Origin of the sequence: Planctomyces sp. SH-PL14 (assembly GCF_001610835.1) — a bacterium.
GTDB lineage: Bacteria > Planctomycetota > Planctomycetia > Planctomycetales > Planctomycetaceae > Planctomyces_A.
In genome coordinates this window covers 5942440-5960741 of the sequence record NZ_CP011270.1, presented here as the reverse complement: position 1 = coordinate 5960741, position 18302 = coordinate 5942440, and the positions used below count along the sequence as shown (strand labels likewise).

13 protein-coding genes and 1 pseudogene are annotated in these 18302 nt (G+C 67.9%); 3 read left to right on the top strand and 11 right to left on the bottom strand.

Annotation, left to right across the window (positions count from 1 at the left end; translation table 11 throughout):
* Nucleotides 1-78 precede the first annotated feature (78 nt).
* From VT03_RS35280 to VT03_RS22915, 4 genes and pseudogenes are all read right to left on the bottom strand, one after another.
* Nucleotides 79-693: pseudogene (locus VT03_RS35280) on the bottom strand (HAMP domain-containing protein); the annotation flags it as partial.
* A 263-nt stretch (nucleotides 694-956) separates the two neighbouring features.
* A complete protein-coding gene (locus VT03_RS22925; protein ID WP_156514704.1) occupies nucleotides 957-1220 on the bottom strand; it encodes a DUF5985 family protein in 264 nt (87 codons plus the stop codon).
* A gap of 22 nt (nucleotides 1221-1242) precedes the next feature.
* The gene (locus VT03_RS22920) at nucleotides 1243-1500 is read right to left on the bottom strand and encodes a DUF5985 family protein (RefSeq protein WP_075095156.1); all 258 of its coding nucleotides are present in this window, start codon (nucleotides 1498-1500) and stop codon (nucleotides 1243-1245) included.
* Nucleotide 1501: 1 nt separating this feature from the next.
* Nucleotides 1502-1891, bottom strand: coding sequence for a hypothetical protein (locus VT03_RS22915; RefSeq protein ID WP_075095155.1), 390 nt, complete (start codon nucleotides 1889-1891; stop codon nucleotides 1502-1504).
* 1011 nt (nucleotides 1892-2902) lie between these two features.
* On the opposite strand from VT03_RS22915, the gene VT03_RS22910 reads away from it, so the two are divergent.
* Both VT03_RS22910 and VT03_RS22900 read left to right on the top strand, forming a co-directional pair.
* Nucleotides 2903-3913, top strand: coding sequence for a DUF1559 domain-containing protein (locus tag VT03_RS22910; RefSeq protein WP_075095154.1), 1011 nt, complete (start codon nucleotides 2903-2905; stop codon nucleotides 3911-3913).
* Nucleotides 3914-4451: 538 nt separating this feature from the next.
* Complete coding sequence (locus VT03_RS22900; protein ID WP_075095152.1) at nucleotides 4452-5069, top strand: hypothetical protein; 618 nt, start codon at nucleotides 4452-4454, stop codon at nucleotides 5067-5069.
* Nucleotides 5070-5353: 284 nt separating this feature from the next.
* Here the strand turns inward: VT03_RS22900 and VT03_RS22895 are convergent, their stop codons facing one another.
* The 6 genes from VT03_RS22895 to VT03_RS22870 form a co-directional block, all read right to left on the bottom strand.
* Nucleotides 5354-7846 carry a serine/threonine-protein kinase gene (locus VT03_RS22895; RefSeq protein ID WP_075095151.1) on the bottom strand — a complete coding sequence of 831 codons (2493 nt, stop codon included), beginning with the start codon at nucleotides 7844-7846 and terminating at the stop codon, nucleotides 5354-5356.
* Nucleotides 7830-8420 (bottom strand): ECF-type sigma factor, encoded by a 591-nt coding sequence (locus VT03_RS22890; RefSeq protein WP_075095150.1) that lies wholly within the window; start codon nucleotides 8418-8420, stop codon nucleotides 7830-7832. Before VT03_RS22890 ends, VT03_RS22895 begins: the two co-directional genes overlap by 17 nt.
* 307 nt (nucleotides 8421-8727) lie before the next feature.
* A complete protein-coding gene (locus VT03_RS22885; protein WP_075095149.1) occupies nucleotides 8728-11751 on the bottom strand; it encodes a hypothetical protein in 3024 nt (1007 codons plus the stop codon).
* 442 nt (nucleotides 11752-12193) lie between these two features.
* Nucleotides 12194-12751, bottom strand: coding sequence for a methyltransferase domain-containing protein (locus VT03_RS22880; RefSeq protein ID WP_075095148.1), 558 nt, complete (start codon nucleotides 12749-12751; stop codon nucleotides 12194-12196).
* 58 nt (nucleotides 12752-12809) lie between these two features.
* The gene (locus tag VT03_RS22875; protein ID WP_075095147.1) at nucleotides 12810-14204 is read right to left on the bottom strand and encodes a glycosyltransferase family 4 protein; all 1395 of its coding nucleotides are present in this window, start codon (nucleotides 14202-14204) and stop codon (nucleotides 12810-12812) included.
* A 158-nt stretch (nucleotides 14205-14362) separates the two neighbouring features.
* Complete coding sequence (locus VT03_RS22870) at nucleotides 14363-16642, bottom strand: serine/threonine-protein kinase (protein ID WP_075095146.1); 2280 nt, start codon at nucleotides 16640-16642, stop codon at nucleotides 14363-14365.
* 670 nt (nucleotides 16643-17312) lie between these two features.
* Between VT03_RS22870 and VT03_RS22865 the strand changes: the two genes are divergently transcribed.
* Nucleotides 17313-17669 carry a hypothetical protein gene (locus tag VT03_RS22865; protein WP_075095145.1) on the top strand — a complete coding sequence of 119 codons (357 nt, stop codon included), beginning with the start codon at nucleotides 17313-17315 and terminating at the stop codon, nucleotides 17667-17669.
* Nucleotides 17670-17716: 47 nt separating this feature from the next.
* On the opposite strand, the gene VT03_RS22860 is transcribed toward VT03_RS22865, so the two are convergent.
* Nucleotides 17717-17953 (bottom strand): hypothetical protein, encoded by a 237-nt coding sequence (locus VT03_RS22860; RefSeq protein WP_156514703.1) that lies wholly within the window; start codon nucleotides 17951-17953, stop codon nucleotides 17717-17719.
* Nucleotides 17954-18302: the final 349 nt, after the last annotated feature.

Below are 18302 nucleotides of genomic sequence, written 5' to 3'. Positions count from 1 at the left end.
CACTTCCGAGGCGAACGAGCGGAGCTGGTCCACCATCGTGTTGATGGCTTCCTTGAGCTGGAGGATTTCCCCGCGGACGTCGACGGTGATCTTCTTCGACAAGTCGCCGTTCGCCACCGCGATCGTGACGTCGGCGATGTTTCGCACCTGGGCGGTCAGGTTCCCCGCCATCTGGTTCACCGACTCGGTCAGTTCTTTCCAGACCCCCGACACCCCCTTGACCTGCGCCTGGCCCCCCAGCTTCCCCTCGGTCCCGACCTCGCGGGCGACGCGGGTCACTTCCGAGGTGAAGACCGAGAGCTGGTCGATCATCGTGTTGACGAGCCGCGCCGAGCGGAGGAACTCCCCCTGCAGCGGATCGCCGTCGACTTCGAGCTCCATCGACTGGCTCAGGTCCCCCTTGGCGACGGCGCCGATCGTGCGGGCGACTTCGGTCGTCGGACGGACAAGGTCGTCGATCAGGGTGTTGATCGACTCCGACCGGACCGCCCACCCGCCGACCGCCCCCGACATCGCCAGCCGCTGCTTCAGCCGCCCCTCTTTTCCGACGGTGACGCTGAGCTGCTTGATCTCCAGCGTGATCCGGTCTTCCTGCGCGACCGCCTGGTTGAAGGCGTCCGCGATCCGCCCTTCGAGACCGCCCCAGTCGACCGGCAGCCGCACGGAAAAGTCCCCGTCGCGGAAGGCGGACATCGCGGTCAGGATCTGCCGCAGCGCCGCCTGGCTGTCGCCGGACGAAGGCGTGTCGGACTCCTCCGAAACGCCCAGACCGGCGACCGCGGTCCGCCCCGGCTCATCGGCCAGGACCGCCTGGGTCGCGTCATCCGCGCCGAGAGTCGCCGGTTTCCGGGAAACGCCGCGGGAAGGCTTGTCGCTCATGGGAGACTCGGGTTCGCGGGAAGGGGGAAGTTGGGGGGCGGGGAACGAGTCGATGAGGAACGGATCCGGGGCGGCCCTTACGGGGACTGCCGGCTCTTGAGGTTCTTGTCGACGATCGCCGCCAGGATCGTCAGGAAGGCGGCGAAGCGGAGCATGTGGGCGTACAGGAACCATTCGTGGTCGCGGTCGATCGTGGCCCGCAGCCGGCTGAGGCCGAGGGCCACGAAGGCGATCGAGAACCACAGGAACAGGCGGTCCCGGGTCTGGACCCAGAACTTCATGAAGATCAGGGCGACCACGCAGTTGAGTCCCGTGATCATGCCGGACAGGTACATGTCCATCGCGACCTCGCGGATCAAAGGGTTACGAGGCTTCCCACAGAAGCCCGTACAACAGGGCGGCAAGCCCCACCAGGGGAACGGCCAGCCGGACCAGGCTCAGGTCCCAGGCGGCAATCACGTACATGTCGAGGATCAGGACGACGTTCTCGAGTCCCAGCGCCACAAAGCATAGGCCCGCCCAGAGGAGCAGGCGGTGTCCGCTCGAGCGGTAGCCGCGGAGCAGGAGCGCGCCGCAGAGCAGGGAGGTGAGAAGCGACAGAATGAAGATCGCCAGCACCACGTTAGGGTCTCCTCAGGCGGAATGCGTCCGAGAAGGCCTGGGCGGCCTGGGAGGGAGTCGTGGGGCGTCCGTAAACGAGCTTGATCAGCGTCACGGGGTAGTGGTCGTCGAGCGCAATCAGTTCCTGAACCAGCCGCCGCAACTCGTCGGCGCGCGGTCCGTAACGGTATTTCCCTTCGGGCGAATCAGTGCGAGACGCGAGTCCGCGCGCGGAGACCTTTTCGAGCTGGAGCCGGCAGATGTCCAGCGCGAGTGCCGTGGCGGATGCGACTTCGGCTTCCGTCCAGTCCCTCTCCGGGCTCCTCGCCATCACGAGAAGAACGCGGAGGAAGTCGATCGAATCCACATAAGCCTGAATGAACAGCCGAATTGCTTCGGATGGTTCGTCCAATGGTCCCGCTTTCTACAGTCAGAGTGCGCGTCGTCTCCTTATGCACGAGTGAAGGGGGGACATGGACTTTCCCCGCTCCGGCAGGGGCTGTCAACCAAGGAAAACACCGGGATTCCCCGGGGAAGAAACTCGCAAAGGACCTGGCCATTCCTTCGCCGCCGCGAGCGCGAATTCACCGCCGCCGACGCCCTTTCCTCCCAGGGTTCCGCGAACGCGGGGAGCCCGTTGCGGCAGCCCCGCATTCCTGGGTTTTCGCGGAAGCAGGCCCACCGCGCAAATGACCACTCCGAGCGGGCCCCGTGTTCATTTCCACCGGTGAGCGGCCCGTCAGCCACCCGCCCCACCCTCATACGGCCCTACCGACCGGAGGAGGGGGCGCGGGAGTGGATTCTGCTGCTGTATGGAACCCACCTGCAGAATCCGCCTGGCCCGCTCCCGCAGAACAACGTCAAAAAGCACGACATCCGCGCCGGAACCGGCCGGAAATCGGCAGTTCCCTTGCATTAAGTCTTGTAAACCGAATACCGTGTTGGGGTCGCGATTCAGGGATGGGCCCGACTCTTTATGAGACTGGGCTGCTCCCGGGCCGAGGCATCCTGGGGCGGGGACTTGGGATGCACCGTAGTTCTCCGCCCCAGGATTTCCTTTTACATGTCGTCGCCCCGGCAATAGGAACAGTGACAGGCGGGCTAAGACTGCCTAGCTCAACCATCGCCGGGGCGAGTTCACTGGGTGTTTCAATCCATTGACCGTAAACCGACTCCGGAGCCCATCACGGGAATCGAAAATTCTTGAAAGCCGGTCTTCTGTGAAAACCTGATGGGCAGCCTGGGCGGCCTGCGGTTTTCAAAGCAGAAGGGAATCGCAACGCCTCTCAGGCCAAGCGGTTTCCACGGAATTTCAGGTTGGATTCACAAGGGAAAACCTGGTCGATGTTTGCCTTCACCTGGATCTGCGACACTCCGTCTGCCGGGTTGAAGGGTTCGTTGCTCAACATCGGTCAGGTACCGCGTGCGTCTCAGGTCAGCCATCGTCGATCGTCGCCGCGGATTCACGCTGATTGAACTGCTGGTCTCGTTGGCCATCATTGCGCTCCTGGCCTCCTTGATGCTTCCGTCCGTACAGCAGGCTCGCGAAGTGGCGAGACGTGCCTCGTGCGGGAACAACCTCCGCCAGATCGGCATTGCCCTCCACAACTACGAGGCGAGCCACGGGACCCTCCCCGTCGGCGCGCGTTCGCAGCGGGGCATCGGCCCTTCCTGGTACGTCGGGCTCCTGCCGTACATCGAAGAGGACTCCGTCTTCCTGCGTTTTGACATGTCGTCGCCGAACAACGGCCTCCCGATCCTCCCCCCCCCGATGGGATCCACCAACGGCGCGGGACTCAACGGAATTTTCCTGGACATCCTGAGATGTCCTTCCAGCCCCCTCCCCCGGATGAACGTCACCTTTTCCATCGCGCATCAGGCCTCGTCCTACGTGGGGGTCTCGGGATCCTCGAGCGACTGGGGATTTCCCGCCCGCCGAATCTCGGGCTGCTGCGCGATCGACGGGCTGGTGGGGCACCTGTCGGCCGACGGCCTCCTCGTCCCGAACGCCGCCATCCGCTGGTCGGAGATCACGGACGGAATGTCGAACACCGCCCTCGTCGCCGAAGCGTCCAACTACACCTTCCGCGCCAACGGCGCCGCCTGCCGGACCGATGGATCGAACCCCAACAGCTGGATGACCGGCACCAGCGGCGTCGGCGTCCCCCCCAACTTCAGCGGCGTGACCACGGCCGCGTCGATCCCCGCCTGCTGGAACATCACCACCTTCCGGTATGCCCCGAACTCACGTTGCGACCAGCCCGGGGTCCATGAGAACCACGGCGCCAACAACCCTCTCTCGTCGGCCCACACCGGAGCCGTCCAGATGGTGATGGCCGATGGGTCGGTTCACGTCCTCTCCGAGTCCGTGGACATGGAAATTCTCTTTCAGCTGGGAATGCGGGACGACGGAATGCGTCTCTCGGCCTGGTGAAGTCTGGCCTGAAGATTCAGGCGCCGCTGCCGATCCGCGCAGCACCAACACTGCGGAACCGTCCTCGGGGGGAGAGGACGGCCGACACCCGAACCGCCGCTGGGAACGCGGCGGTCCGGCGCCGGGCGATGCGGCTTTGCCACGAACCCCTCCCCCGTGCGTTGTCGGCTCGTTCCACGAGCGCTTCGTTCGGATTGTTCTGAATGTCCGTCGGCCGGTTGACCGACGACGGCGCTCCGCCGAAAACAGGCGGAGAGATGCTCAGGTTGGCCGTTGGCCGTGATGGGGGATCCGTCTCCCGACACCGCTCTTCGGCACTCCCCGACGGCCGCTGGAATCGTCCGTCGGCGGGAACCGGTCCCGGTTCATCGATGCTGAATTTGCTTTCGCTGGCGCCCCCCTCGGCGGCCGGCGGCCGTTCCGTCCCGCGCGGTTGAACGTCAACCGCTTCACGGCGCGTGCGGCACTCGTTTCTCCCCACCCCTCCTGGAATGGCTCCAAGGGGGCTCGTTTTTCCATTGGCACAAGGATTTTTTCCATGCGCACACTCCTTTCCCGTTTCTGCACCCTCGCCCTCGGCCTGACGCTGGCCGCCGACGCCTTTGCCGGCGCCCCCAACACCTGCGCTCTCTGGCCGATCGGCTACTGGGACGCGGAAACCATTTACTACGCCGAGTACCACGACGACTGCCCGTCGGAGCCGATCGCGGCCTACCTCATCGGAGAGTACGAGTGGCCGCTCGAATGCGGATCGGCCGGCTGCCAGTGGGAAAAGGAAGTCACGGCCCTGAAGGCTGCGGATCCGACCCGCACCGCGGGGGGACTCGTCCTGTCCCGCAAGTGGCTGCCGCAGACCGACGAATTCGTGATGCCGGCCGGCCCGGCCCGCCGCTTCTCCGAGCAGGTTTCCCGCACGGCGGTCCGGTTCGACCACGACGGCCAGGCCTCCACGCCGGACAAGTTCGCCTACTGCTACCTGTACCACTGCAACCCGAAGGCCCTCGGGGGCCTCAGCGAGTCGAAGTTCATGATGTTCGGCTTCGAGGCCCTGGAAGCCCCGACCGACGCCAAGCCGGCGAAGGTCAAGGGCCGGATCCAGAACGCGGCGGTCCACGTCGAGCACGAAGGGACGACCTACATCGTCCAGTTGCGGTAACGGTCCTCTCTTCGATTCTGAAGAAACTCGAGAGTCCGGAGTGGCCCGTCCTGCGCGGCCGCCCCGGACTTTCGTTCGTCAGGATCGTGGCGTCCCTCCGAACGGACGACATCGCCACGGAGGGACACGGATCGAGGCAGCAAAGAGCGGCGACTCGGGGTCCACTCCGCCTCCGCACAGAGGAGAGGCCCGGACCTTCACCGATGGTTGCCGGCCCGAGGCTCGTCAGGAATTGGCGGCGCATCGCCGATCCCGGTGCCGCGCTGGCCGCATGACGTCGGGCGTCAGGGCGCCGCGTTTCCGGACTGAACAAGACGCTCGTCGGCCGGACTCTCCGGCACGACGCGGACGAAGTCCTCCGGATGCAGCCGCGGGGCCGCGCTGCGGCCGCAGCGGAAGCCGAGCCCCTTCCGCACCTCAAACTTGCTGACCAACGTCCGATACTCGGGATCGCGGTCGCGAAGACTGAAGTCGGTGGGATCCTCCAGGGCCAGCTTACCGCCGCCGCGGACCGGTCGCAGGAACGGAAAGCTTCCCGGCAGGATCAGGTCCGCACCGGCCTTCTCCCGCGGGTCGAGGCGGGACATGTCGGTCCACTCGGCGTGTCCGGAGCAGAGCCCCGATACGGCCTTTCCTCCCAGCACCAGCCGGTCCTGATAAGGCCGCACTTCGCGTCCATCGGCGGGATCCTCCCAGGGGAACTGACGCTCCCCGCGGCCCGTCGCAACGAACTCGAACTCCGCCTCCTCCAGGAGCCGCTTTCCCAGATCCTCGGCCCGGGCCACCGCCTCCTCGAAGGAGACGCACACCGGCGAGCCCGGATCCTGCTGCTTCAGGCTGGGCTCGTTGGAGGGAGACACGCGCAGCGTCTCCTGATACTGCGCCAGCGTCACTTCCGCGGAGTCGACCAGAAAGTCCGGAATCTGCACGCGGGTCCGCGGGGCGGCCTTGGTCCCCGACCGGCCGCAGACGAATCCCTGTCCCGCCTCTCCATCCGTCGTGCCGTCCACACGAGCCATGTCCGCCGTGACCGAGGCCTCCGGGATCTCGATCGTCGGCAGCCGGATGCGACCGGGCCCCTCAACGAACCACTTCAGGTGCCGGAACCCCGTCACGGCCGGCTCGTCCGGGCCGGGGACGTGCCGGTAGACCTCGTGGAACCGGCCGGTGCCGTCCTCCAGCGCCGCCACAATCAGGTAGTCGCCCGGCTCCAGACGAAACGCCGCGGGGGTCGGCCCCGCGGGCCGCACGGCCCGGTCCGTGAAGATCCGGCCCGCCTTGCGATCCATGGGGAACAGGGAGAGCTTCGCCCCGGGGGGGACGGTCTCCACGACGACCATCGGCCGCGGATCGGGCTTCGGGGGAAACAGAACCACGCCGGCGGCAAACAGGGAGGCGGCCACCGCCAGCCCGATCCCCCCGATCCGGGCGAACCCCTGAGCGGAGCGGACGAGCTCCCGGTGCCGCATCAGGAACGGGAGCGGCTTGGAATCGAGGTAGCGCCGCAGGTGCTCCGCCATCGCCGCCGCGGAGGCGTAGCGGCGGGCCGGGTTCCGCTCGATCGCCTTCAGGCAGATCGCCCGCAGGTCCTGCGGCACGTCCGTCGGCCGGAATTTCGCCGGGGGGCCGGCGACGATCTTCTGGATCAGCTCATCCCGCTTCCCCCCCTCGAACGGCCGCTCGCCGGTCAGGAGTTCGAACAGGATGACCCCCATCGCGTAGATGTCGGTCGCGGGGCCGAGGGGCTTTCCCTGGCACTGCTCGGGACTCATGTAGGGGACGGTCCCCAGGAGCTTCCCGTCGTCGGTGAGGGTCGAAAGGACGTTCTCGTGCTTCGACAGCCCGAAGTCGATGATCTTCGGCATCCCGTCCGGCGTGACGAGGATGTTTCCGGGCTTGAGGTCGCGGTGGACCACGCCCCGGTCGTGAATGTGCTGAACCCCCTCCAGAATCTGGAGCACCAGGCGGGCCGCGATCGCCGGGGGGAGGGCCGGGCCTCCCTCGGGCCCCGGAGCGGGCGCGGAGGGGGCCATCTTCGCGGAGGCCGCCGGGTTGGAGGCGGGAGCCGGAGGAACGGCAGTGAGCGAGGCGAGAACAGTCGCCGTGGCGGAAGCGCCGGCGGTCGTCGAGGCGGCCGCGGCGGGAGCGGTCTGCCGCGGTGGAGCGGTCCGGACGACCCAGTCCTGCAGCGAGATCCCTTCCACGTATTCAAAGACGATCACGGCCCCCTTGGGACCGCGGCCGCAGTCGAGGACCTTGACGACGCTCGGATGGTCGAGTCCGGCCACCGCCCGGGCTTCGCGCCGCAGGATCCGGAACGCCTTCTCGGAAAAGTCGTCGTGGAGGCACTTGAGGGCGACGAGCCGCTGGAGCGTCGTGTCGTACGCCCTCCAGACCTCGCCGAAGCTCCCCTTGCCGATCTCGCCGCGGAGCTCGTAGCGTTCGCCGAGGATCGAGAGGGCCGGATCCCCCTGCCAGTCCTGTTCCGCGAGGACCGCCTCGAACGCGGGAAACCGCTCGCGGTACTGTTCGAAGGAGACCGATTCCCCGGCGCGACGGCGGTAGTCGATATCCAGCTCGACCAGCCCGGAGAAGAGGTCGCGGTCGGGGCTGGCCTGACGGGCGAGGAACTCCTCCAGTTGCGGGCGCCGGCCCGTCTTCCAGAGCTTCTCGAACTCGTCGCAGGGCCCCTCCACGCGGTCCAGCTTCGCCTTTAGCTCCGGCGAAAAGGGGGACACGGGAGAGGGCTCGTTGGCCGGATCATTCTTCGGGAGCATGGGAGAGGCTGTCCTTCCAGACCTCGCGGGCGTAGCGGATCTTCCGCTCCACGGTCGGAACGGACAAGTCCATCTCGGCCGCGATCTCCTTGACGGTCAGTCCCTCGATTCGAAGGGTCACGACCCGGCAGACGATGTCGTCGTCGATGAGCCGCATCAGGTGCGTGTATTCGTCCTCCATGGAGATCACGAGCTTCTGGTCCGGCTCGCGGGAGACGATCGTTTCGATCCAGTTCGGCCCGATGTCGTTCAGGGAAAACACGGGGGCGGTGCCGCCCCGCTTGAGGGCCTGTTCGCGGCGGGCGTGGTCGATGCACTTGCGGCGGGCCATGGCGGCCAGGATCCACCACACTTCTTCGGAGGACTTAACGTCGCGGAACCGCCCGGCCTTGGCCCCTCTCCAGATGCTCTTGAAGACGCTGCTCGTAACGTCGTCCTGGTCCGTGGTGGGTCGGGAGATGGAGCGGACGTTCTTTTCAGCCAGCTTCACCAGACGCTCAGAAAAGGTCTCCCACAACTTTTGAATCGCCGAGGCGTCCCCGCTTCGCAGCTCGTGGAGCCAGGTTGGATTCATGTCTACCGGCGGCATCTCGACACCATTCAGAAAACCTCGTCCCGCATCGAACCTTGCCAGCGGAAAGACGGCTGCCGCAACTGCACAACGCACCGTCACCACAGCCTACCACCGCATGACACCCGATGCAATTTGCCTCACCAGCGCCCCGCGGGACCGGGCGGGGGGCCATGGAAGGAAGGTCGCGGAAGTCGTGCCGGCCAGCACGCCATGGAGTCATAGGAGGAATGGCCGCTTTCCAGAAGACCAAACGGGATCTCCGGCCGGTGTTTCACCCTATCGCTGCCGGAACCGGGAACGCGCCGCGTCAATCGGTCCCCTTCCGCTTCGACTCCGGCTCCGTCGGAAGCCGAAACGGCTTCCCCTGGCGATAGCGTTCCAGCCGCTCCTCGTAGATCTCCCGTTCGGTCGCGTCGGTCGTCCGGAGAGCCTCCTCCTGGAGCTCCACCGCCTTCGGAAATTCTCCGCTCTCCGCGTGGGCCGCGGCCAGCGCCGCGACCATCTGATACGGGCGGAGAGTCCGATACATGTTGAGCGAGGACTCGGCCAGCGCTCGGCTCTTCTCGGCACTCCGCACCGCCGGATCGGGCGCCCCGGCGAAGATCTCCGCCAGGACCCAACAGGCGTCGGGGGTGTCCTGCCATTCCTCGAGCGCCGCCTGGAGCTCCCTCACCGCCTCGGGATAGCGCGCCAGATACCGGAGGGCCATCCCTTTCAGGACCCGGACCTGATTCACCGCAGGCCGCTCGCGCAGGAGGGCCTCGGCGTCGGCCAGCGCCTCCGCGTATTCGTGGAGCTCCAGCCGCAGCCGAACGGAGCTCACCCGGGCGACCAGATCGTCGGGATCGCGCTCCCGCCGCTCGGCCCAGTACCGGATCCGCTCCTCCCGCGGAGCGTTGTAGACGGGGGGCGGTCCGACCGTCAGCCGGCGGTAGCGGACCCCGCTCAGCCGGAACGACCCCAGCCGTCCGTCGTGCCCCTCCGCGGGAGGCCAGGTCGCGCCGAACGCCAGGAACCCGTCCGGAGCGACCGGCTGCGGGAGGTCGTGCGAGAACCAGGCATCATCCGCCTGGTACTCCACATTGCCGGGCCAGAGCTTGACCTTCAGCCGATGCGGCCCCGCTCCTCTCAGGGGGACGCGGGAGAAGGCTCTGGTGGCAAAGGCGACGCGGGCCGTAGCCAGCCGGAATCGGTTTGGCGGGTTCCCCTCGACCTGCTCCTCGACTTCGATCGCGGCGAGCGGAAACTCCCGCTCCCGGTCCATCAGGTCCGTGCGGTTCTCCCGCGTCCAGCCGATCCCGATCTCTTCCGGATACGGAGCGGGATCGAGGACTTCCACGAGCACTTCGACCTCGAGCGGGGGCTGCGGGTTGATGAGCGGCCGCAGACAGGGCTGCCGCTCGCCGCCGTGGCGGCGGTGCAGCGTGACGCCGACGCCGTTCTCCACGTCCCAGCGGTCCGCATACGGCTCCCAGCCCCACAGGTCCCCCTGCGGATCGAGCCCCACCCACTCCCCCTTCAGGAACGTCCGGAGCTGCCCGATCATCACCTCGGTGTGACGGAAGAAGTCATGCGGACCGACCGCCGGAGCGGCCTGGCCCCGCAGGAGTTTCCATTCCGCCTCGATCTGGTCGAGCCCTGTCCCGCGGGCCTCGGGACCGATCGGCCGCCGGAGCCGCTCGTCGAGCGCGGCGATGAGGGACGAGTTCCCATCGCTCTCCGCCACGCGCCGCGCGGCGAAGTAGCGGCCGGGACGCCCCCCCTTGCGGAGCTCGGTCCAGTTCAGGTCTGCTCCGGCATCGCGGTAGATCGGGCCCGTCTCCACGACGAGGCCGCAGGCCTCCAGGAGCTGGATCATGCGGCTGCGGTAGGCCCCGTTCGCCTCGTAGAGGTCCCCGAGCCGGTTCCGATCGATGTAGGCGCGTCGCCGCACCAGAAAGTCCTTAAGGAGCTCGGCGGCGGAGGGGACGCTGGTCAGCGTTTCCCCCTTGTCGAGCTCCAGGTCCCGAACCTTCTCCACTGCCTCGAGCGCCTGATACGGAATCAAGGTGTCGAAGCGGTCCGTTTCCAGGCACATCCGGCCGACGGCCAGAATCCGGTTCGTACTCCCTCCCCAGCGACTTGTGAGGGAGTACAGATAGCTGTTGTAGGCCTTGTAGAGATCGCACTGTCCCTCCAGGGTCCGCCGGAACCAGAACCGTTCGCTGTTCCCCGTCCCGTGCCCCGCCATCGCGATGGGGATCATCCTCTCAGGGGCGTAGGGGAGGTCGGGCCGCAGGCTCCAGGCGAGCTGCAGATGACCAGTCGCGATCTCGAGGTATTTCGCGAACCCCTCCCACTGCTCCGGCAGGACTTCGACGGCCCACCCGCCGCCGCGGCTCGTCCAGGCGCGGTCGACGTAGTACTCCCCGGCCAGGGTGTGGGTCACGTACGGATCGGCGGTCTCGGACTCCAGCAGCGCCGCGAGGAGTCGGTCGCGGTACCTCGTCGTCCACGCCCGCCAGAGGCGGTAGGTCCGCTCGTAGGCGCTCCGGGTCCACTTGGGATGGCTCTTTTCCTCCGCCAGCCACTCGACGAGTCCCGTGACGGCCGCTTCGAGCCGCTTCTCCTGCGTCGCCCAGTCCTCCCGCGCGTCGAAATCGAGGAGGTACACGAGCGCGTACGACTTCACGATCCGCGGATATCCGGTCAAGGGGAGTTCGCGGACCGCCTCTTCCAGCATCGACCGCGGGCCCTCGGTCTCACCGGTCGAGAGGGCCTGGACGTTGGCGAGATGGGTCCGGACGAGCGGGTCGCGGCTCCCCGCCTCGATCGCCTTCTCTCCGAGGAGGCGGAGCTCGTCGTTGTTGATGCGATTGTTGTTCCGCGCTCCGTATTGCGAGATGTAGGCGGTCAGGAACGCCTCCCCGGCTTCGCGCGCCGGTCCGACATCTTTTGTAAGGCGGCGGTAGGCGTCGCGTTCGCGGAACCGGAACTGGAGATACTCGGCGGAGACGACGGCGTCGGTGACAGCCGGCTCGAGGACGAGACGGTCCTCGTCTTTGGCGTCCGCGGCAAGGCGTTCGCCGCGGAGCTCCCGGGCCTGGTCTTCCGCGTCGGGAAACGCGTCCCGTCGGGTTTGTGAGAGCCGGTCGAGGAGGGAGTCCGGGACGTGGCCGCCTCGGACCTCCTGCTGTTCGGTTTTGAGCAGGCGGACCTGGCGTTCCGCCTGTTCCTGCTGGCGGGCTGCGGCGGCCAGCCGGAGCTGAAGCAGGTAGCCGCTCAGGAGTGACAGTAGCAGTGCGCCCAGGATGGCCAGCCGGACGTTGCCTTTCGGTCCCGCAGCGGACATGGTCGAGCCCCCCATTCCACAAGGATTGTGCGTAGGCCCATTGTGCCGACGAGAGCGGCGATTGCCAGCATCGCCACCCTCACCGGGGTCCAGGGGGTCCCCCTGGTGGGGAGTGCAGAGGGGCAACGCCCCTTTGCCCGCCGGAGGCCCTCTCGTCGAGAGATGTCTGAAGGAGGGCGTATCCAAGCGCGGACACCGTGCCGGATGCCCCCTCACCAGCCCGCAGGGATTGCAAAGCAAGCTGTGTGATGTGGAGGAGTCCTCGCCGCCGGTCCCACAAAGCGGACGTCCGTTGTGTCCCACGGTTCCTCATCGAAGCGCCTCCGGCGGCAAGGGGTGACCCCCTTGACCCCGGCTGCCGTCGCACAATGGGTTTGAGGTGGCATAGCCGTGCCGGCCAGCACGCCGCGCGTCTCCCTCGCCAAGCCCACCCTCCGACGACTCACCCGCGCACCTCATTCCGCCACTCCGCCACAGTCGTCGGCATTCCCCGCGCCGTCCGACAATCCGTAAACGTCACGTCATACCCCTCGCTGCGCAGCTCGTCCGGACTCCAGAACGAACGGTGGACCTCGTAAGCGTTCCCATACACCGCCCCCTGCTCAAAGAAGATCCCCGGCGTCGAGATCATAAGCGTCCCCCCCGGAGCAACCCGCCGCCGCAGTCCCGCCAGCAGCCCGCAGCCCGCCTCCCTGGTGAAGTGCTCCAGGATGTCCCCCGCGATCACAAAGTCGTACGTCGCGGCATGCTCGCCCAGAAAGGTCTCGAGCGGCTGCTCGAAGATCAGGTCGTAAAGGTCCCAAGCCGGGTTCCGATACCCGCTCCACCCTTCAACGCCGACCAGGTACGTCTTCCACGGACGCACCCCCAGGTCGAGCCAGGTCCGGACCGCCGAGCCCCAGAAGCCGAAACCCAGCCCCGCGTCGAGGACGCGCTGCGGACGCCGCTCTAGCAGCCGGCTGACAATCGTGGGGACCGCTTCAAAGCTTCCGATCGGCATCACAGTCTCCCTCGCTGGCCCGCGCCGTGTCGCACCCGCCCCGCCCCGCCCCCCCGACTCAGCGGACCACGGTGGACAGGAACCGCCGGTACTTCTCCGCCATCCGGGCCGCCAGCCCGTACCGCAGTGCAAAGGCCCGCGCCTCCTGCCCGACCCCCTTCCGCCACTCCGGATGGTCCCGCAGAAGCCGGGCCGCGCCGGCAAAGCCCTCCGGCGTTCCATCGACCACCATCCCGTTCACCCGGTCCTGCAGCGCCTCCGGAGCGAACCCGACCGGGCCGCTGATGACCGGCCGTCCGCAGAACATCGCCTCCATCAGGACCAAGCCGTACCCCTCCGAGAGGGAGGGCAGGCCGAAGGCGTCCATCGCGTGATAAAGCGCCCCGAGGTCCTGGTGCGCCTCGGTGAACGTATACCGCCCGGGGATCCGCCGGTTCGCCCGGTCCATCAGCTCCGCCCGCTCCGGCCCGAACCCGACAAGCAACAGCTTGAAGCCCTCCGGAAGCCGCTCGACGGCGTCGACGAGCGCCCCGACGTTCTTCTCCGGCGAGAACCGCCCGACATAGCCGAGCACGAAGTCGTCGGGACCAAACCCCAGCCGCCTCCGGACAAGAGCGGGATCCTCGGTGACAACGAGGTGCGCCGGATCGATCCCGTTGTGGATGACCGTCGTCCGGAACCCCGAGCCGACCGCCTCCTGCACCCGGCGGCTGACCGCCACCACCTCGTCGACCACCCCGCGGCAGCAGTTCAGGATATCGCGGGTCCAGTGCCCGTCGCCGTGCGCTACGAAGACGACCCTGCAGCGAGGCCGGTCCGCTAGCCAATCGCCGACCTGAGCGGGTCCCGAGACGATCAGAACGTCGGCGTCGACCGCCGCGGCCCGGACCGCCTCCGCCTGCCCCACGGTCACCGGAATCCCCAGCCGCCGGACGATCCGCTCATCGACGAGCGACGTCGTCACGACGCACCGGACGAACTGCACGGCGGCGGGATCGGAATACTGCCGCAGCCCTACCATCCAGTTCTCGATCCCCGCCCCGTAGAGGAAGGAGCAGACGAACGCGACCCGGATCGGCCGGCCCCCCCGAGTCCCCTGCCCCGGAGTCGGTTCCGCGGAATCGCGAGCGGCCGAAGCGGCGCCCCGCGCCGTGCCGAGCCCGGCATACGGTTCCGCGGCGAAGCTGCGAACATTGAGCCCGGCATACGGCTCTGCGGCGAAGCTGCGAGCATCGGACCCGGCATACGGCTCCGCGGAAAAGCTGCGGGCATCGGGCCCGCAATACGGCTCCTGCGCGGCGTCGTGGAGCGAGCGAGAGGTCGCCGACAGCGGGCTGGTGCCTCCCGCCTGTTCCGCGGCCGCGCGGTACGGATCGCCCCCCTCCGCAAGACCGGTGTCGATGATGGAACGGATCGGCCGGCGCGCGGCCTCATACGGGTATTCCAACGACATGTCCCTCTGCCCGGCCCGACGGGAAAACCTTCCGGCATTTGGCAACGAAGCTCGTTCGCTGTCAACCGAAACCGGGGGTCGGCAGCGGATTCAGCGCCGGGCGCGGTCCGGTTCCGCGGGCCGTGACTCCGCTCGCCGTGACATCGGCCGACCGCGGCTCACGGCGCGAAGCGGCTGTGTCCCGCCTTTAACTCGTCCGAACCGGGAACCAGGAACGCCGGAGCCCCCCCGTCCCGGCTCTGCAACGGGACCAGGTCCACCCGCTCCGCCAGGAGCCCGATCTTCTCCTTCTGCTCGTCGGCCGGGTGCTCCCAGACATTCCCCGCGAACCACATCGCGATCTCCTCGATCCGCATCCGCTCCTGCGGGACGCCGTCGACGTCGACCAGCAGGTTCCGGTCATAGCGGATCCCCTGGTTCGGGGGGCTGTCGTTGACGCTCAGCGGGACCTCGAACCCGGCGATCGAATTGAACTCGAAGCGGACCTCGTTGGCGCGACGCGGCGTGGCGAACGACAGGCTCAGCGGCGACTGCCCCCAATCCATCCGGTTCCCCGCCACAAAGACGTTCTCGACCTCTCCCAGCAGGATCACCGGCAGCCCTACCCCCTTCCGGGGTCCGGTGAACCGGCACCGCGTCACCCGGACAAAGCGGACCGGCCCCGGTCCGTTGGCATCCCCGCAGACGAGACCGACCGCCGCGAACCGGAAGGTGACCTCGTCGACGCGGATCGGCCGGTCCTCGGTCCCGGTCGTCCCGGGGATCAGGTGCAGCAGGCTCCCGGCATAGGCGTTCTCGTGGATCGCCTGCAGCCGGCATCGCGACACCGTCAGCCCCGGGCAGGAGCCGGCGACGAGAACCGCCCGCTGACCGGCCTGGGCGTTGATCGTCAGCCCGGCGATCTCGACATCCGGAACGCCGTCCACGCGGATCACGGCTTCCCCTGTCTCCGAGCTCAGCACGGCCGCGGCGCCCGCCCCCGGCCCGCGGATGCGGATCCCCGCGTGCCGGATCGGGTCCCCAAGCGCGATCGCCTCGCGGTAGGTCCCCCCGTCGACCTCGATCGTCTCCCCCGGCTTCGCGGCCGCCAGGGCATCGGCAATCCGGACGAACGGCGCCTTCCCGTCCGAGCTGACCCACAGCCGCGCTCGCTTCTCGCCCCCGCCGACGACACCGCGCACCGCCCCACCTGCGCCCGCCTGCGGCGGATCGACCGCCGCGGGAACCGGAAGGTCCGCGCCGGAGGGAGAGTTGACCCATGGAGGGGAGGTTCCTGCCGGACGGGAAACGGCCGTCCCCTCGCTCGGGGCTGGGGGCCACAGTTTCGTCCGGGCTCCGTAGAGCGCCGCCAGGAGCAGGACCGGGACCAGGCCGAGCGCCGCCCAGCGGCCCCAAGGGCGAGGGGGCCGGCTGACGGAGACGGTCGGCAGGTTCAGGTTCGATTCCCAGTCGACCTGGAGCCGGCGGAGGGCCGTGGCCAGATCGGCGGCCGAGGGAATCCGGTCCTCCCGCCGCTTCCGGAGGAGGGCGTGCACGAGTTCCCTCAGCGGCCGGGGAGTCTCGGGACGGCAATCGGCGAGGGGCCGGGGCTCGGCCGTTGCGATCCGCCGCGTCGCCGCGAGGGCGTTGGCCGCCTGGAACGGCGACGCCCCCGTCAGCATGGCGTACATGACGCAGCCGGCGCTGAAGAGGTCGGTCCGGGGATCGAGGGGCTCCCCTTCCACCTGCTCGGGAGACATGTAGGAGGGGGTCCCGACGATGTCCCCCTGCGACGTAAGGTCCGAGCTCTCCAGGGCGACGCGGGCCAGGCCGAAGTCCGCGATCCGGACCCGCTCGATGCTGTCCTCGAGGAGGATGTTGGCCGGCTTGATGTCGCGATGGATGAGACCGTGCCGATGCGCGGCGGCGAGCCCCTCTGCAATCTGCCGGGAGATCCGGATCACGTCGACGACCGGGATCGTTCCCTCGCGGATCCGGTCGCTCAGAGGCTTGCCGTCGACATACTCCATCACGAGGTACGGGACGTTCTTGAACTGGCCGACGGCATGGATGGTGACGACGTTCGGGTGGCTGATGCCGGCCGCCACCTTGGCCTCGCGGAAGAACCGCTGCTTGGCGGTCTCGCTGGGAAGGAGCGAGGGGGCCATGAGCTTCATGGCGACGATCCGCTCGAGGGCGGTGTCGAAGCTGCGGACGACGATCCCCATCGCTCCGTGTCCGATTTCGGAGAGAACCTCGTAGTGGTCGATCCGTCCGATCGACCCGGGGCGCTGTCCGGGGTCGACGATCCGCCGCAGCAGGTCGGTCCCTTCGAAGCTCCGGTCCCGCTCGCGGGGAGGCCCGACGGTGGTGGTCCGCCCCTCCCAGGCGGCGTTGCCGTCCACGGTCGGCTGGAGGGGCTCCCCCTGGCTGGGCGGGGGGCTCGATGGGTCGGACATCGCGGGAGCCAGAGAGGGCGGCGGCGATAGCGAGTCCGCGGATGCCGCTCCCGATGCGGACCGTGTTCCCACCGACGGAGCCTCGCGGGGAGCCGTCTCGTCATCAGGATCGATAGGGTGCTGCCCGCTCATGCCACTGACCCCGGCCACGGGGGGGAGGGGGGAACGTGTCAAAATTGCCGCTTGTGGGGGGCCATCTTCCCCGCTCCGCGAACTCCTGTCGAGCGAGCGTCCCGCTGGACGGGACAGCTGTGGGACCTGCCCAATCAAGATCATCGCTGTCTCGCGCGGCGAGAAAGAGCCGGGTCCAGGGGCACCCTGGTCAGGGGATGCAAGGGGGCCTGTGTTGTTTTTCTGGCCCCCTTGCCCGCCGGAGGCCCTCTTGTGGAGAGATGTCTGAAGGATCTCGTCTCCAAACGCGGACGCCGTGCCGTATGCCCCCTCACCAACCCGCGGGGATTGCAAACCCAGCGGCATCGGTTGAAGGAGTCCTCAATGCTGGCCCCACAAAGGGGACGTCCGTGGCCTACAACGGTTCCTCACGCGAGCGCCTCCGGCGGCCAGGGCTTCCAGCCCTGGACCCGGGGCTCTTTTCTCTGTCCTTGACTCGGAGACTTCTGACAAGAGAAATTGCCCCACAGGGATCCACCGGGCCGGCGGGAGTGAACTCATGGAGTCGCAGCACTCGGATCAACTCTCCTCGGACGAACCGCAGCCTGATCCGCCCCGCTCCCCCTACGAGGTCTTCGCCAGCCGCTTTCCCCCCATCGTCCTGGCGCTCAACGGCCTCATCGCCTTTCTCGCGTCCAACGATCGCAGCTGGGGAGCGCTCGGTTTGGCCTTGTTCATCGGCCCCATCTTTAACCTGGCCCTGGGCGTAGCCGCCTGCCTGCTGATCCCTGTAAGCCGGCAAAAGGACCCGGCGTATCCCGTGTTCAAGCACGTCCTGCTCGCGTTCGGCCTCCCCCTCATCGGGACGATCCTGTGCGGCTTTGCCATTCTCTCCATGGACCTGCACGGCTGCTGATCGGCCCCCCGGGCCTGCCGGGCGAGCTTCCTGCATGCCCCCGCGAACTACGTCCACATCAGTCGGTTCGCGATCATGCACAGGTCCTCGTAGCTGTGCGGCCCACGCTGCTGAAGCCTCGCGAGCGCGATCTGGAGATACTCCGCCACCGCGGTGGCTCGGGCCTCGTCAAGGTCGCGGGCCGCTTCGGGGGCCACATCGACGAGAACCTTGAACGCCAGTCCCCGGAGGCCCAACTCCGACGCGGGAGGCCGACGCACTTCGCCGAGGGCGACCTGCCTCAAGAATGGTACGGCGGCCCCCCCCCAGCGCGGCGTGCTCCTCAAAGAACCGGATCATGTGCGCCGAGACGTCCAAGTTCTGCGCCGCGCAGAAAGGGGCCAGGCTCTCCGCGATCCGTGGTCCGAGCGCCGGCTTCTCGCACAACGCGGTGTCGAACAGGGCCCGCATCCCGCCGAGCGCCCACGTCCGGTTGCGATCCACCTCATCGGAGGGAATCGCAGCCCACCGCGCCACTTCCGCCAGCGCCAGATCGACAAGTTCCTGCGCCGGCGGAAATCGATAGGGACGAAAGGCCAGCTCCCCCACAGCCGCAGCTGCTTCTGGACGGCGGCTCTTCTGAGTTCGGCCACA